Source organism: Streptomyces vulcanius (genome assembly GCF_042653945.1).
GTDB lineage: Bacteria > Actinomycetota > Actinomycetes > Streptomycetales > Streptomycetaceae > Streptomyces > Streptomyces mangrovi.
In genome coordinates this window covers 463,057-478,861 of the sequence record NZ_JBHSFK010000003.1, presented here as the reverse complement: position 1 = coordinate 478,861, position 15,805 = coordinate 463,057, and the positions used below count along the sequence as shown (strand labels likewise).

The 15,805-nt window shown below is 70.2% G+C and carries 12 protein-coding genes and 1 pseudogene; 1 reads left to right on the top strand and 12 read right to left on the bottom strand.

Translation table 11 applies throughout. The annotated features are described in order from the left end of the window. The 12 genes and pseudogenes from ACFPIH_RS06930 to uvrC form a co-directional block, all read right to left on the bottom strand. Window positions 1–365 (bottom strand): annotated as a pseudogene (locus tag ACFPIH_RS06930) (glucose-6-phosphate isomerase); the annotation flags it as partial. Between the two features lie 73 nt (window positions 366–438). After that, window positions 439–1,707 carry an MFS transporter gene (locus ACFPIH_RS06925; RefSeq protein WP_381182294.1) on the bottom strand — a complete coding sequence of 423 codons (1,269 nt, stop codon included), beginning with the start codon at window positions 1,705–1,707 and terminating at the stop codon, window positions 439–441. A 143-nt stretch (window positions 1,708–1,850) separates the two neighbouring features. After that, a complete protein-coding gene (locus tag ACFPIH_RS06920; protein ID WP_010352468.1) occupies window positions 1,851–2,186 on the bottom strand; it encodes an RNA polymerase-binding protein RbpA in 336 nt (111 codons plus the stop codon). A gap of 249 nt (window positions 2,187–2,435) precedes the next feature. Beyond that, window positions 2,436–2,672: a preprotein translocase subunit SecG gene (gene secG / locus ACFPIH_RS06915; RefSeq protein ID WP_381182292.1), complete on the bottom strand. Its 237-nt coding sequence runs from the start codon at window positions 2,670–2,672 to the stop codon at window positions 2,436–2,438. Between the two features lie 155 nt (window positions 2,673–2,827). After that, window positions 2,828–3,604 carry a triose-phosphate isomerase gene (tpiA, locus tag ACFPIH_RS06910; RefSeq protein WP_381182290.1) on the bottom strand — a complete coding sequence of 259 codons (777 nt, stop codon included), beginning with the start codon at window positions 3,602–3,604 and terminating at the stop codon, window positions 2,828–2,830. Between the two features lie 5 nt (window positions 3,605–3,609). Then, the gene (locus tag ACFPIH_RS06905; protein WP_381182289.1) at window positions 3,610–4,821 is read right to left on the bottom strand and encodes a phosphoglycerate kinase; all 1,212 of its coding nucleotides are present in this window, start codon (window positions 4,819–4,821) and stop codon (window positions 3,610–3,612) included. A 133-nt stretch (window positions 4,822–4,954) separates the two neighbouring features. After that, window positions 4,955–5,965, bottom strand: coding sequence for a type I glyceraldehyde-3-phosphate dehydrogenase (gene gap, locus ACFPIH_RS06900; RefSeq protein WP_381182287.1), 1,011 nt, complete (start codon window positions 5,963–5,965; stop codon window positions 4,955–4,957). A gap of 229 nt (window positions 5,966–6,194) precedes the next feature. Continuing rightward, window positions 6,195–9,149 (bottom strand): M14 family metallopeptidase, encoded by a 2,955-nt coding sequence (locus ACFPIH_RS06895; RefSeq protein WP_381182285.1) that lies wholly within the window; start codon window positions 9,147–9,149, stop codon window positions 6,195–6,197. Window positions 9,150–9,311: 162 nt separating this feature from the next. Continuing rightward, window positions 9,312–10,301: a DNA-binding protein WhiA gene (whiA, locus tag ACFPIH_RS06890; RefSeq protein ID WP_381182283.1), complete on the bottom strand. Its 990-nt coding sequence runs from the start codon at window positions 10,299–10,301 to the stop codon at window positions 9,312–9,314. After that, complete coding sequence (locus tag ACFPIH_RS06885) at window positions 10,292–11,359, bottom strand: gluconeogenesis factor YvcK family protein (RefSeq protein ID WP_381182281.1); 1,068 nt, start codon at window positions 11,357–11,359, stop codon at window positions 10,292–10,294. The genes whiA and ACFPIH_RS06885 overlap by 10 nt, the downstream gene beginning before the upstream one ends. Then, window positions 11,356–12,411, bottom strand: coding sequence for an RNase adapter RapZ (gene rapZ, locus ACFPIH_RS06880; RefSeq protein ID WP_381182279.1), 1,056 nt, complete (start codon window positions 12,409–12,411; stop codon window positions 11,356–11,358). Before rapZ ends, ACFPIH_RS06885 begins: the two co-directional genes overlap by 4 nt. Next, window positions 12,408–14,447 (bottom strand): excinuclease ABC subunit UvrC, encoded by a 2,040-nt coding sequence (gene uvrC / locus ACFPIH_RS06875; protein ID WP_381182277.1) that lies wholly within the window; start codon window positions 14,445–14,447, stop codon window positions 12,408–12,410. Before uvrC ends, rapZ begins: the two co-directional genes overlap by 4 nt. Before the next feature lie 284 nt (window positions 14,448–14,731). On the opposite strand from uvrC, the gene ACFPIH_RS06870 reads away from it, so the two are divergent. Next, the gene (locus ACFPIH_RS06870; protein ID WP_381182275.1) at window positions 14,732–15,700 is read left to right on the top strand and encodes a hypothetical protein; all 969 of its coding nucleotides are present in this window, start codon (window positions 14,732–14,734) and stop codon (window positions 15,698–15,700) included. The last annotated feature ends 105 nt before the right edge of the window (window positions 15,701–15,805 follow it).

Sequence of the window (15,805 nt, the reverse complement as noted above, 5' to 3'; positions counted from 1 at the left end):
ACCGCGGGGACCACGTTGTGCCCGTCGACCTCGACCACCGCCTCCCGCGGCGCCCGCAGCGCGGTGTGCAGCACCGCCCGGTCCTCGGTCGTGTTGATCCGCTCACCACGGAACATCGCATCCCGCAACCCGAACACATCTGTCGCCGCCGCCAGTTCACGCAGCAAACGCAACGTCTCGTCCGTGACCAGATGCTTCGAGTAGTCGATGTGCAGGTCGCCGACCTGCACCGTGTAGCCGCTGCCGCGCTCCGGGTCGGCGGCGAACAGCTCCCGCAGCTGTACCTCCCCGAGTTCCTCGCGGTGCTTGTCCAGCGCCGTCCACTCGGGCGTCTGGTTGAGCCTCGTACGGCCGTCTGCGTTCATGTCGGACTTCAGCCCTTCCTCACCTGTCCGTGCTGCCGTGCACGCCTTGCCCCGTCCCGTCCAACCTAGTTGATCAGCTCGTGGCGTGAGCGGACGTCGAATCGTCCTGTGGCGCAACAAGAGGTACGTCCGAACGGCGCGCGGGTATCAGCGCGGCGACGGCCAGGACGAAGAAGGCGGCGGTGAGCAGCGGCGGGGTGTTGAGGCCGAAGGTGCCGGCGACGGCCCCGCCCAGCAGGGCGCCCAGGGGCACTCCGGCGTAGGACAGGGTCCGGAAGGCCGAGCTGACCCGGCCGAGGAGGTCGGCGGGGCTGCGCTGTTGCATCAGGGTCGTGGTGTTGATGTTCCACACCATGCCCATGACCCCGAAGACGGCAAGGGCGGAAACCAGGACGGCCAGGCTGCGTACGGTCCCCATGACGACCAGGGCCGCGGTCTGCACCGTGCCGGCGAGGAGCAGGGCGCGGATGGTGCCGAGGCGGTGCACGAGCCGGCCGTTGACCAGTCCCCCGGCCAGGCTGCCGAGGGTGACCGCGGTGCCCGCCGCCGCGTAGCCCGCGGGGCCCGCGTGCAGCCAGCCGGTCACCAGGACGACCAGCGTGGCGATCTGGGCGCCCATGCCGATGTTGCACAGGGCCGTGGCGGCGCACAGGCCCCGCAGCGGGCGGTCCCGCCGCAGATGGCGCAGCCCTTCCGCGATCTCGCGGCGCAGCGTGCTGCCCGCCGCTCTCGGCTCCCGCTCGGGCGCGGCGGTCCGCAGCGAGGTCACCAGTGCGGCGGCCACCAGGAAGGTCGCCGCGTCGACCGCGAACGGGACGGCCGCCCCGGCGACGATCAGCAGCGGCACGGCCGGCGCTCCCACCAGACCGCCGGCGATCCGCTGCCCGGTCATCAGACGGGCGTTGGCACTGCCCAGCGCCTCGCGGTCCACCAGGGCGGCCAGCAGGGCCGTGGAGGCGTTGTCGAACAGGGTCTGGAGTGTGGTCAGGGTGAAGGCCAGCACGATCAGCAGGGTGATCGAGGCGTGGCCGAGCGCGACGGCCACCGCGAATCCCGCGACGAGGATTCCTCGTACCGCGTCCACCGCGCCCATGGCGCGCCGCTGGTCGACACGGTCGGCGACGGCACCGCCGAGCAGCCCGAAGACGATCCACGGCAGATAGCCGCAGGCGGTGACCGAGGCGATGAGCAGCGGGTCGTCGGTCAGCGAGACGGCCAGCAGCGGCAGGGCCGCCGCACGCAGGGCATCGCCGAAGCTGGACAGCACCGCGGCGCCCCACAGCCGCCCGAACCCTCCACGCCACGCGGGCGCACGCACCTGCCCCGCCTCGACCCCCGTCACGGCTCCCCCTCCCGTTCCCGGTCCGTCGCAGACACGAGGACCGTTACGAAAACCGTAGAGGGCACCACTGACAATCGGCCGGGCGACAGCGCACGAAACAGCTCCGGCCAGGCGCCTCAAGGGCCCCCGGCCGGTCTCAACTCCTAGATCTCGCCCCGCAGTTTGGCGAGCGCCTCGGCGAGGATGGCCTCGCCGTCGGCGTCGCTGCGGCGCTCCCGCACGTAGGCGAGGTGCGTCTTGTAGGGCTCGGTGCGCGGCGGAGCGGGGGGGTTGTCCCGGTCCTGTCCGGCCGGGAAGCCGCAGCGCGGGCAGTCCCAGGTGTCGGGAACCTGCGCGTCGCTGGCGAAGCTGGGCTGCGTCTCGTGCCCGTTGGAGCACCAGAAGGAGATGCGCAGACGCGGCGCGGACTCGCCCCGCTCGGCCTCGCCCATCGGCCCCGCCCCGACCCGGCTTCCTCGGATCGCGTTGCCACTTGCCACGGTCGTAACTCCCTGCGTAATGGTGCCGCAAAGCGAGTCGGCGTTTCGCTTCGCTGCGAGCGCCTCAGTCTACGTAAGGCCCAACGCGCGTCCAGTGATTGGAGTTACAGCTCCCGCACCTAGACGCAAGCCCCATGATAGGCCGCGCTCAGCTGCGCGTACCGAACATGGGGCCTTACGTACGGAATGTGCGTTCCTGTGCGACGCTGTTCAGTTGTCCGGATCGATGTGCGGATTAATTGATCCGGATCAGCTGTTCGACTTCATCAGCATGGCGAGGACGATGATGCAGGCGAACCAGAGCAGACCAACCACGATGGTGATGCGGTCGAGGTTGCGCTCGGCGACCGAGGAGCCGCCGACGGACGACTGCATTCCGCCACCGAACATGTCGGAGAGGCCGCCGCCCTTCCCCTTGTGCATCAGCACCAGCAGCATCATCAGCAGGCTGAAGACGATCAGGGCGATCGAGAACCCCAAAACCACGGCTGGACCAACTTCCTCGGATTCGGATAACGACGTCGAATAACGACGGGGGCACAGCACCAGGGCTGTGCCCCCGCAAGAGTACGACGGATCGGGCCTAAGGCCTACTCACAGGTCGACTCACTGATCACTCACTGATCGACTCACTGGTCGACTCACTGGTCGCGGAATCGCACGATCTTGACGAACTCGTCGGTGTCCAGCGAGGCACCGCCGACCAGCGCGCCGTCGATGTCGGCCTGCGCCATGATCTCGGCGACATTGCCGGCCTTGACGGAGCCGCCGTACTGGATGCGGACCTGGTCGGCCAGCTCCTGCGAGTACAGCTCGGCGAGCTTGGCGCGGATCGCGGCGCACACCTCCTGCGCGTCCCCCGCGCCGCAGACCTCGCCGGTGCCGATGGCCCACACCGGCTCGTAGGCGATCACGACCGACTCGGCCTGCTCGGCCGGCAGTCCCTTCAGACCGCCCTCGACCTGGGCGAGCGTGTGGGAGACGTGGTTGCCGGCCTGGCGGACGTGCAGTTCCTCGCCGACACACAGGATCGGGGTGAGGTCGTGCTTGTAGGCGGCCTTGACCTTGGCGTTGACGATGTCGTCGGTCTCGGCGTGGTACTGCCGGCGCTCGGAGTGGCCGATCGCCACGTACGTGCACTTCAGCTTCGCCAGCATCGGCCCGGAGACCTCGCCGGTGTAGGCGCCGCCGTCGTGCGCGGAGATGTCCTGGGCGCCGTACTTGATCTTGAGCTTGTCGCCGTCGACCAGGGTCTGCACGGAGCGCAGGTCGGTGAAGGGGGGCAGGACCGCGACCTCGACGGCCTCGTAGTCCTTGTCCGCGAGGGCGAAGGCGAGCTTCTGGACGTGGGCGATGGCCTCGAGGTGGTTGAGGTTCATCTTCCAGTTGCCCGCCATCAGCGGCGTGCGAGTGGTCATACCGGTCAGTCCTCCAGTGCGGCGAGGCCGGGGAGCGTCTTGCCCTCGAGGTATTCGAGGGAGGCGCCGCCGCCGGTCGAGATGTGGCCGAATGCGTTCTCGTCGAAGCCCAGGAGGCGGACGGCGGCGGCGGAGTCGCCACCGCCGACGACCGTGAAGGCCGGGGAGTCGAGGAGTGCCTGGGCGACCGCCTTGGTGCCCTCGGCGTAGTCGGGGTGCTCGAAGACGCCCATGGGGCCGTTCCAGAAGACCGTGGCGGCGTCGGTGAGCTTCGAGGCGTACAGCTTGCGGGACTCCGGACCGATGTCCAGGCCCATCCGGTCGGCCGGGATCGCGTCCGCGGCGACGGCGGTGGGGTTGGCCGGGGCCTTGGTCTTCAGGTCCGGGAAGGCGGCACCGACCAGCGCGTCGACGGGCAGCACCAGTTCGACGCCGGTCTTCTCCGCGCGCTCGATGTACTCGACGACCACCGGGACCTGGTCCTCCTGGAGGAGGGACGAGCCGATCTCGTAGCCCTTGGCCTTGAGGAAGGTGTACGCCATGCCGCCCCCGATGAGGATGCGGTCGGCCTTCTTGAGCAGTTCGTCGATGACGGCGAGCTTGTCGGAGACCTTGGCACCGCCGAGGGCGACCACGTAGGGCCGCTGCACGTCGTCGGTGAGCTTCTTCAGGACGCCGACCTCGGTGGCGATGAGGAAGCCGACGTAGTGCGGCAGGCGGGCCGGGAGGTCGAACACGGACGCGTGCTTGCGGTGCACCGCGCCGAAGCCGTCGCCGACGTAGACGTCCGCGAGTTCGGCGAGCCGGTCCGCGAAGGCGCCCCGCTCGACGTCGTCCTTGGAGGTCTCGCCCGCGTTGAAGCGGAGGTTCTCGACGACGGCGACCCCGCCGTCGGCCAGGCCGTCGACGGTCGCCAGGGCGGAGTCGCCGACGGTGTCGGTCGCGAAGGCCACCTCGGTGCCGAGGAGCTCGCCGAGCCGCGCCGCTGCGGGGGCGAGGGAGAACGCGGGGTCCGGGGCGCCCTTGGGACGGCCCAGGTGGGAGGCGACGACCACCTTGGCGCCCGCGTCCGCGAGGGCCTTGACGGTGGGCAGGACGGCGCGGATCCGGCCGTCGTCGGTGATGCGCGTGCCGTCGAGCGGCACGTTGAGATCGGCGCGGACGAAGACCCGCGTACCGGTCACGCCTGCGGCGAGGAGTTCGTCGATCGTCTTCATGAAAGGGGCTCCCGAGGGCTGGTGGTGCTCCGTGATCGTAGACAAGGCCGTTCCGTACGTGACTCAGGGCCCGGGCGGCGCGTCGCTGCGCCGCACGGGCCCTGCTGTCACATCGAGGTGCCTGATCCGACGATCAGAGCTGGCCGCCGACGAAGACCGTCAGGTCGACGAGGCGGTTGGAGTAGCCCCACTCGTTGTCGTACCAGCCGAGGATCTTCACCGTGTTGCCCTCCTGGACCATGGTCAGGGAGGAGTCGAAGGTGCAGGAGGCCGGGTCGCCGACGATGTCCGAGGAGACGATCTGGTCCTCGGTGTACGACAGGTAGCCCTTGAGGTCGCCGTCGTCGGAGGCCTTCTTGAACGCGGCGTTGACCTCGTCCTTGGTGACCTCGCGCTGCAGCGTCACGACCAGGTCGGTGGCCGAGCCGGTGGGAACCGGGACGCGCATCGCGATGCCGTCGAGCTTGCCCTTGAGCTGCGGCAGGACCAGGGCGGTGGCCTTCGCGGCGCCCGTCGTGGTCGGGATGATGTTCTCGGCGGCGGCGCGGGCGCGGCGCAGGTCCGAGTGCGGGAAGTCCAGGATGCGCTGGTCGTTCGTGTACGCGTGGACCGTCGTCATCAGACCCTTGACGATGCCGAAGTTCTCGTCGAGGACCTTGGCCATCGGCGCCACACAGTTGGTGGTGCAGGAGGCGTTGGAGATGACGTGGTGGTGCGCCGGGTCGTACTTGTCCTGGTTGACGCCCATCACGATGGTGATGTCCTCGTCCTTGGCCGGAGCCGAGATGAGGACCTTCTTGGCGCCGCCGGCGATGTGCTTCTCGGCGTCGGCCTTCTTGGTGAAGATGCCGGTCGACTCGATGACGATGTCGACGCCGAGCTCGCCCCACGGGATGTCGGCGGGGTTGCGCTCGGAGAGCACCTTGATGGTGCGGCCGTCGACGGTGATCGTGTCGGCGGTGTTCGACACCTCCGCCTTCAGGCGGCCCAGGATGGTGTCGTACTTCAGCAGGTGCGCGGTGGTCGCGGTGTCGCCCAGGTCGTTGACAGCCACGATCTCGATGTCAGCACCCTGCTCCAGCAGCGCGCGGAAGTAGTTACGACCGATGCGGCCAAAGCCGTTGATGCCTACGCGGATCGTCACGAACCGATCTCCTCGTTGGTACGCCGGCCATGCGGTGCCGGCGAGCTGTGTTTGGGATGTCCCCGACCACCCCCGACCCTACCTCTCCGAGGGCCCCGTGGTGACATCGAGTCGCCCCATACACGGCAGGACGGCCCGTACCCGCCAGTAGGGGTACGGACCGCCCGGGCCGAAAAGCCCTGTCACTCGGTTCGGTTACGAGTCACCACTCGCCCTTGACCGCGCCCGATCAGCTCTCAAGTGAGTCGAGCGCCTTTCCGATGAGCGTCTTGCGGTCGGCCGCCGAGGTGACGTGCTCCAGGCCGAAGCCCAGCAGCACGGTGTCGTCGGTGGTGACCGCGCCGTAGGTCTGGAAGAGCGTTCCGCTGCGCGCCCAGTCCTTCAGGACGGCCGGGCTGCCGGCGGGCGGTCCGGCGACCTTCCAGGCGCCCAGCGAGGTCTCGAAGCCCTCGGTCCCGGTGGCGGTGCCGCCGACGACCAGCGAGGCCTCGTCGGCGAGGACACCGCGGCCGCCTGCGCTCGGGTCGGTGACATAGGAGAGCGAGACCTCGATCTGCTTGCCCGCGTAGGCGCTGAGGTCGAAGTTCACCTGCTGCCAGCCGCTGGAGGCGCCGGTGAGGGCGTTCCAGGAGCCGCTGGTGCCGGTCGCCGTGCAGTCGTTCGATCCGATGGTCAGGTAGTGCTTCAGCCACGGGTGCTCGCCGATGTAGAAGCCCGCCCCGCAGTCGTCCGGCACGGTGGCGCTGGTGGCGCCGCCCGCCTCGGGGAGCGTGGTCCAGTCGTCGGCGCCGACCGTGTGGACCTCGACGATCGCGTTGTCGTAGCCGGGCTCGGTGTCCCACAGCAGCTGGGTACGGAGGGCCGGCTTGCTCGCCGCGCCGACACCGGTGAGGTCGATGGTGCGGGTGAGGCGCTTGTAGGCGTCGTCGGTGTGTACCGCGGCGGCCATGTACGAGCCCGCGTAGGGGCCGTACGGATTGACCGTCCCGGCGAACTGGCCGGCGCCCGCGCTCTTGAACTGCGGATAGGTGGCGACCGGGAGCTCTTCCGAGGTGACGCGGTAGGTGCCGGCGCGGTCCAGCGGGTTGCCGGTGGCGGCGCCGAGGGGCCCGCCGAAGCCGGCGAGCGCTCCGGAACCGGTGAAGCCGGTGGCGCCGGGGGTCGACGTACGGGAGTAGGCGCCCAGGTAGTACTGGCTGAAGTCGTTCGACGGGGTGCCGTCGGCCAGGCTGACGCTGCCGCCGGCCTGTTCGCCCGCCTCGATCAGCTTGCCGCCCTCGTTGAGGTAGGCGCGCAGTTCGAGCTGGGTCGGGTTGCCGGGGACGCTCGCGCCCGTGTAGTGGACGACGGTGTCGAAGTGGCTCAGCACGCCGAGCGCGTCGGGCGCGCCCTGGGTGGCGACGTCCCAGACGATCGCCTTGCGGCCGTTGGCCTTCAGCGCGTCGACGTAGGTCTGCGCCTGCGTGGCCGCCGTGCCCTCCTCGGCGACGACGAGGGTGTCGGCCTTGGGCCGCGCGGCGATCGTGTAGGTGAAGTGCTCGCTGGAGACCTTCTTGCCGGCCTTGGTCCTACCGGTGAACCACACCTCGACCTTGTCGCCCGGCTCGCCGTCCCGCACCTTGGCCCGGTACTCGTCGTAGTACAGGTTGTCCTCGCCGCCGTAGGTCTCGCCGCCCTTCCAGGCCTTCAGTGCCTGGTCGTGCGTACGGCCGCCGTTGACGCGGTACTTGAGCTCCTTGTCCCGGACCGCCTTCCGTGCGACGACCGAGACCCGCTGGTCCGCGCCGCGCGAGTACGACGTGGCGAACGGCGCCGGGGTGAAGTCGGCGGCGGTCCGGCCGACCGAGGACTTCGGCTGGTCCGGCGTCGCGGCGGACTCGGCGACGGAGAGCGCGAACGGGACGTTCTTGGCGAACTCGTCCTGGATCAGCTTCTCGTCGTCCGGGAAGTTGAAGACCGACTGGCAGTCGGAGGCGTTCCACTGGTCGTTCGGGTCGATGTTCGACGCGGTCTGGCAGGTCGACATCTCGGGGGTGAACATCGCGACGCCGTTGACGTTCGCCGCGTGGCCGTCCGCCTCGCCGTTGGTGGTGTACAGCTCGGAGGAGACCTGCGGGTGGTAGCCCGGGATCGCGGAGTTGTCGGGGGTGCCGGCGAGCGCCTCGTACACGACGTCGTCGGGGCTGTCGGTGGCGACCTGCCACCCGACGCCGTAGAGCAGCAGTTCGGCGGCGGAGTGGTAGTTGATGCCGTACGTGAAGTCGATGCGCTTCTCGAAGGCGTCGATCGCCTTGGTCTCCGGCTCGGAGACGGGGCCCGCGCCGCGGTAGGTCTCACTGGTGGGGTTGGGGGACGAACCCTCGTCGTCGTAGCCCCACTTGTAGGCGAAGTTGCGGTTGAGGTCGACGCCGTCGCCGGTGGAGATCGCGCCGTCGCCGTTGACGTCCCGCAGGTTCTTGCGCCACAGGCGGGTGTCGGAGTCCTGGAAGGTGTAGTCGTAGCCGTCGGGGTTGGCCGAGAGGACGAACCACAGTTCGGTGGAGTCGACGATCTTCTTGACGCGCTTGTCGGTCTTGTAGTTGTCCAGGTAGTAGTGCATCAGCCGGCGGGTCATTTCCGGCGTGATCCACTCGCGCGCGTGCTGGTTGGACATGTAGAGCACGGACGGCTTCGAGCCGTCCTTGGCCTTCTTCGCGCCCTTGGTCAGTTTGAGCGCGAGGATGTCCTGGCCGTTGACGGTCTTTCCGATCGAGACGACCTTGGTGAGGCCCGGGTTCTGCTGGCCGGCGCGGAGAATCTCCTCCTTGAGGCCGCCGCTCCCGCTGTACGGGCGGAAGACGCCCTCGGCCGCGGCGTCGAGACGCTTCTCCGCTTTGGCCGAAAGTGTGTGCTCGGTGAGCTCGACGCCCTGCTTCTCCAGCTTCTTCGCCTGGTCGCCGGTGAGGTAGACCTCGACGCTGGCGGTGCCCTGCTCGGGCGCCTGTTCGCTCAGCTCGTGGCTGTCCTGCCCGGCGGCGAGCAGCAGGGGAACCTGCTGCTTGGTGATCTCGGCGCGGTAGACGTTGACCTCGTCCGGGTCTGGCTTGGGCGAACTCCCCGTCTGCGCCTGGGCGACGGGTGCGAGTGCCGCGCCACCGAGCAGCAGTGCGCCGACAGCCAGGATCGATCCCGCTCTTCGTCTCATGAACCCCCCTAGAGTGGGTTCGCCACTTCAGCGAACTCTGCCAGGCTCATGACAGTTCATGATCCAGTCAAGGGCGCCCCAAAGACAGGAAAACGCCGGTGGTATCACCCGATCGGCCGATACCACCGGCGTTCTGACGATTCGTCAGCAGAAGACGGACGCTCAGCCGACCAGGTTGTCGGCGAGTTCCTCGGAGAGGTTGGCCTCCGTCCCCGGGATGCCGAGGTCGGCCGCGCGCTTGTCGGCCATCGCGAGGAGCCGGCGGATCCGGCCGGCCACCGCGTCCTTGGTCAGCGGCGGGTCGGCGAGCGCGCCCAGCTCCTCCAGGGAGGCCTGCTTGTGGTCCATCCGCAGCCGGCCGGCCGCCGCGAGATGCTCGGGCACCTCGTCGGCGAGGATCTCCAGGGCGCGCTGCACCCGGGCGCCGGCGGCGACGGCCGCACGCGCGGAGCGGCGCAGGTTGGCGTCGTCGAAGTTGGCGAGCCGGTTGGCCGTGGCCCGCACCTCGCGGCGCATCCGGCGCTCCTCCCAGGCCAGCACCGACTCATGGGCGCCGAGCCGGGTGAGCAGGGCGCCGATGGCGTCGCCGTCGCGTACGACGACCCGGTCGACCCCCCGCACCTCGCGGGCCTTGGCGGCGATCGACAGCCGGCGGGCGGCGCCGACCAGCGCGAGCGCGGCCTCCGGGCCCGGGCAGGTCACCTCGAGGGACGAGGAGCGGCCGGGCTCGGTCAGCGAGCCGTGCGCCAGGAAGGCCCCGCGCCAGGCCGCCTCGGCGTCGCAGGTCGCCCCGGACACCACCTGTGGGGGCAGACCCCGGATGGGCCGTCCGCGGCCGTCCACGAGCCCCGTCTGCCGGGCCAGCTGGTCACCGCCGGCGACGACCCGCACCACGTAGCGCGAGCCGCGCCGGATGCCGCCGGGGGCCATCACGATCAGCTCCGAGCTGTGGCCGAAGATCTCCAGGATGTCCCGCTTGAGCCGGCGGGCCGCCATCGCCGTGTCCAGCTCCGCCTCGATCACGATGCGCCCGCTCACCAGGTGAAGGCCGCCGGCGAACCGCAGCATGGCGGAGACCTCCGCCTTTCTGCAGCAGGTCCGGGTGACGGGGAGCCGGGAGATCTCGTCCTTCACCGCTGCCGTCATCGCCATGGGCCGATCCTTCCATGCATCCGAAAAATACGGTCGTACGCGGCGGCGAGGAGCTCCGGGTCGTGCCGGGGAGTTCCGTCGGTCCGGGCCACCGTCGCCAGCTCGACCGTGGCCCCGAACCGTTTGGCGGCGTCGCTCAGGGAGTCCCGGTCGGGCACGGCGGCCTCGTCGGCCAGCACCACGTCCAGGGCGAGTTTAGGGGCGTGTCGTCCCAAAACCTCCAAATGACGCTGCGGGGAGAAGCCGTCGGTTTCTCCCGGCTGCGGTGCGAGGTTCAGCGAGAGTACCCGGCGCGCCTTGGTCTCCATGAGGGCGTCGAGCAGTTCCGGCACGAGCAGGTGCGGGATCACCGAGGAGAACCAGGACCCGGGGCCCAGGACCACCCAGTCCGCGTCCAGGACGGCCGCCACCGCCTCGGGGACGGCGGGCGGGTCGACCGGCACGAGGTGCACCGACTGGACCTCGCCGGGGGTGAGGGCCACGGTCGCCTGGCCGCACACGGTGTCGACGTCCTCGGGCCGCTCCGGGTCGTGCCCCTTGACCAGGGCCTGGAGCTCCAGCGGTACGGCGGACATGGGCAGCACGCGCCCGTGCGCGCCCAGCAGCTTGCCGACCAGGTCCAGGGCCAGGACGTGGTCGCCGAGCTGCTCCCACAGGGCGACGATCAGCAGGTTGCCGACCGCGTGGCCGTTGATCTCGCCCTGTGACTGGAAGCGGTGCTGGATGACCCGGGCCCAGGTCTGTCCCCAGTCGTCGTCGCCGCACAGCGCGGCCAGTGCCTTGCGCAGGTCACCGGGCGGCAGCACGCCCAGTTCGTCGCGCAGCCGGCCGCTGGAGCCGCCGTCGTCGGCCACCGTGACGACGGCCGTGAGGTCGCCGGTGATCCGGCGCAGCGCGGCGAGCGAGGCGGACAGGCCCATGCCGCCGCCGAGCGCGACGACCTTGGGCTGTGCGCCGCGGCGGCGCGGTCTGGCGCCCCGGGCCTGGACCGGCCGGCTCACGCGCCCCTCCGGCTCGACCCTGCGCAGCCGGCCGAGCCGCGGAGTACGTCCCGTCATTCCCGTCCCATGTCCCGGTGTACGACCACCGTCTCCACGCCCTCGGCCGCGAGGCGCGCGGCGAGCTTCTCCGACGTCGCGACCGAACGGTGCTTGCCGCCCGTACAGCCGACCGCGATGGTCACATAGCGCTTGCCCTCACGGCGGTAGCCCGCGGCAACCAGCTGGAGGAGCTCCGCGTACCGGTCGAGGAACTCCTTCGCGCCGGGCTGGTTGAAGATGTACGCCGAGACCTCCTCGTTGAGGCCGGTGTAGGGGCGCAGCTCCGGGATCCAGTGCGGATTGGGCAGGAAGCGCATGTCCACGACCAGGTCGGCGTCGACCGGGAGGCCGTACTTGAAGCCGAAGGACATCACGGTGGCCCGCAGCTCGGGCTCCTCCTCGCCGGCGAACTGGGCGTCCATCTTGGCGCGCAGCTCGTGCACGTTGAGGCTGGAGGTGTCGATCACCAGGTCGGCGTCGCCGCGCAGCTCGCGCAGCAGCTCACGCTCGGCCTCGATGCCGTCGACGATACGGCCGTCGCCCTGGAGGGGGTGCGGGCGGCGCACCGACTCGAAGCGGCGCACGAGGGCGTCGTCGGAGGACTCCAGGAACACGATCCGCCGGGTGACGCTCTTCGACTCCAGGTCGGAGAGGGACTGGCGGAGGTTGTCGAAGAAGCGCCGGCCGCGGACGTCCACGACGACCGCGATCCGGGCCACGTTGCCCTGGGAGCGGGCGCCCAGCTCCACCATGGTGGGGATCAGGGCGGGCGGCAGGTTGTCGACGACGAACCAGCCGAGGTCCTCCAGACACTTGGCGGCCGTCGACCGGCCCGCCCCGGACATGCCGGAGATGATCACCAGCTCGGGGATGGCCGCCTCGGGGATCCCGGGCGGCGTGCTGTCCGTACTCACCTGTGCTCCGTCTTCGTGGCGCGCGTCGTGCTCGGCGCTGTCGGGGACTGTGGGGGGCTGGGAGCGATTGTCGCCCGTTTCCCTGGGCGCCGGGCCTGCCTCGGCCCCGGTCGCCTGATCTCGCTGGTCCGTGGGGTGTGCGTCGTGCTCGGTCATGTCTCCTGCCCCCGTCGTTCTTCCGGGGCGCCCGCCGTCACGGGGTCTCCGGGGGAATCCGCCGTCGTGTCGGGTTCCTCGTCTTCAATGATCTCTCCGGTCGCCGTATTCACGGAGGGGGCGGGCCGGGCGGCCCGTGCGAGCGTCGCGGCGATGGTCTCGGCGGTCTTGCGGCCTATGCCCGGAACCTCGCAGATCTGGTCGACCGTCGCGGCCCGCAGCTTCTTCACCGAGCCGAAGTGCTTGATCAGCGCCTGTTTACGGGTCTCGCCGAGGCCGGGTACGTCGTCCAGCGGGCCGGCCCGGAACCGCTTGGCCCGCTTGGTGCGCTGGTAGGTGATCGCGAAGCGGTGGGCCTCGTCGCGGACCCGCTGGAGGAGGTAGAGGCCCTCGCTGGTGCGGGGCAGGACCACGGGATCGTCCTCGTGCGGCAGCCAGACCTCCTCCAGGCGCTTGGCGAGACCGCAGACGGCGATGTCGTCGATACCGAGCTCGTCGAGGGCCCGGCGCGCGGCGGCGACCTGGGGCTGCCCGCCGTCCACGACGACCAGCTGGGGCGGGTAGGCGAAGCGCTTGGGGCGGCCGTCGTCGTCCTTGAGTTCCCCGGATTCCTCGTCGGCCCACTCCCCCGTCCGCTCCTTCTCGGCGAGGTAGCGCCGGAAGCGGCGGGTGATCACCTCGTGCATGGAGCGGACGTCGTCCTGGCCCTCGAAGCTCTTGATCTGGAAGCGGCGGTACTCGCTCTTGCGGACCAGGCCGTCCTCGAACACGACCATCGAGGCCACCACGTCGTCGCCCTGGAGGTGCGAGATGTCGTAGCACTCGATCCGCAGCGGGGCACTGTCCAGGGCGAGCGCGTCGGCGATCTCCTCCAGGGCTCGCGAGCGCGTGGCCAGGTCGGAGGCGCGCCTGGTCTTGTGCAGGACGAGTGCCTGCTGGGCGTTGCGCTCCACGGTCTCCATCAGGGCCCGCTTGTCGCCGCGCTGCGGGATCCGCAGCGAGACGCCGGCGCCGCGGCGCCCGGTCAGCCACTCCTGGACGGGCTCCACCGGGTCGGGCAGGGCGGGGACCAGGACCTCCTTGGGGACGGCATCCCCGGTCTCCTCGCCGTACAGCTGTTGCAGGGCGTGCTCGACGAGGGCACCGGTGGTGATCTCCTCGACCTTGTCGGTGACCCAGCCGCGCTGGCCGCGCACGCGTCCGCCGCGTACGTGGAAGATCTGGACGGCCGCCTCCAGCTCGTCCTCGGCGACTGCGATCAGGTCGGCGTCGGTGGCGTCGGCGAGCACCACCGCGTTCTTCTCCATGGCCTTCTTCAGGGCCTCGATGTCGTCACGCAGACGGGCGGCCCGCTCGTACTCCAGTTCCTCGGCCGCCTCCCCCATCTGCTTCTCCAGGCGGCGCAGGTAGGTGCCGGTGCGGCCGGTCATGAAGTCGCAGAACTCGTCCGCCAGTTCGTAGTGGTCCTCGGGGCTGATCCGGCCGACGCAGGGGGCGGAGCACTTGCCGATGTATCCGAGCAGACAGGGCCGGCCGGTTCGGGAGGCGTTCTTGAAGACACCGGCGGAGCAGGTGCGGACCGGGAAGACACGCAGCAGGAGGTCGACGGTGTCGCGGATCGCCCACGCGTGCGCGTACGGCCCGAAGTACCGGACGCCCTTCTTCTTGTGGCCGCGCATCACCTGTACGCGCGGGAACTCCTCGTTCATCGTCACCGCGAGGTACGGGTAGCTCTTGTCGTCGCGGTACTTCACGTTGAACCGCGGGTCGTACTCCTTGATCCAGGAGTACTCCAGCTGGAGCGCCTCGACCTCCGTGGACACCACCGTCCACTCCACCGACGCGGCCGTGGTGACCATCGTGCGGGTGCGCGGATGCATTCCAGCCAGATCCTGGAAGTAGTTCGCCAGGCGCTGGCGCAGGCTTTTCGCCTTTCCGACGTAGATCACCCGGCGGTGCTCGTCGCGGAACCTGTACACCCCGGGAGAGTCGGGGATCTGTCCCGGCTTGGGGCGGTAGCTGGAGGGGTCGGCCATGTCTCACACCCTACTGGCGGGGAGTGACACTCCGGCGGGGCTGTGGACAACGGCGCCGGGTGTCCCGCACCGCATGTCCGGGGCTCGCGCACCCGCCAGACGCATGTGCCACTCGGGCATCAGGTGTTGTCGGGACTTGGTCAACACGCTTCAATGCGGAGGAACTCGGGGCCCCGAAGGACGTTTTACGGATGTGAAGGAGTGCCCGGTGTCCTCGGAGCGGCCCCGACCCCTCACGCGGCGGTCCGACCAGCCGTCGCGCGCTTTCACAGAAAGGCCCCTGCATGCCGCACGCCACACAGCACGCGGACGCCGCCGAGGACGTCGCCACCGCGGAACTGGACACGGTCCTGCGGGGCGGCCCGTTCCATGTCGCGCTGCGTGCCGCGATCGCCGCCCGTGGACTGCCCCTGCAGCGTGTTCAGCACCATCTGTCTCGTCACGGGGTCAAAGTCGGTGTCACGAGCCTCAGTTACTGGCAGCAGGGCGCCCGGCGCCCGCAGCGCCCGGAGTCCCTGCGTGCCGTCCGCGCGCTGGAGGAGATCCTGCAACTGCCGGAGGAGTCCCTGATCCGGCTTCTGGAGAACACCGGCGCGGGGGAGACCGCCGTCGTCCCCGGACAGCCCACAGGCCGCTCCTACCGGGCGTTCCTGGAGGCCAGCGATGTGCTCGAACGGCTGCACGCCGAACTGGAGTGCCCACTCGACGGCGGGCTGCACACCCTCAGCCACCACGAACGCGTCCGTATCGGCAGCCGCCGTGAGCTCCTCGGCCATGAGTCCCAGCACATCGTGCGTGCCCATCGCGACGGCGTCGACCGCTTCGTCGCCGTCCACCACGGGGACCCCGGGTGCGCGCCGGACCGGATGACCGTGCAGGCCCTGGAGAACTGCCGGGCGGGCCGCGTCCGCCGCCATCACGACACCGGCGTCCTGGTGGCCGAGTTCCTCTTCGACACCCGGCTGAGGGCAGGAGAAACCTTCCTCTTCCGCTACGCCGTCGAGGACGGCACCGCCGACGTCTCCAGCGAGTACCTGCGCGGCTTCGGCGCGGCGGGCGGCCAGTACGCCCTCCAGGTCCGTTTCGACGGGCAGGTGCTGCCCGTGCGCTGCCACCGGTTCAGCCAGCACTCGGCGGCGGCCCCGCGCGGCGGCCGGCAGGAGCTGCCGCTGAGCCGCCGGTACCGCTCGGTCCATCTCGTCGAACCGCGGGTACGGTCGGGGATGCTGGGCATCGGGTGGGACTGGGAGTAGCGGCCCGGGTTCCGGGTGATCGGGCCCCGCGGCGCCGGGTGGAGCAGGCAGACTCGGGTCTGCGGGCCGCAGCCGGGGCCCGATCGCCCCCCAGAAAGGAATCGC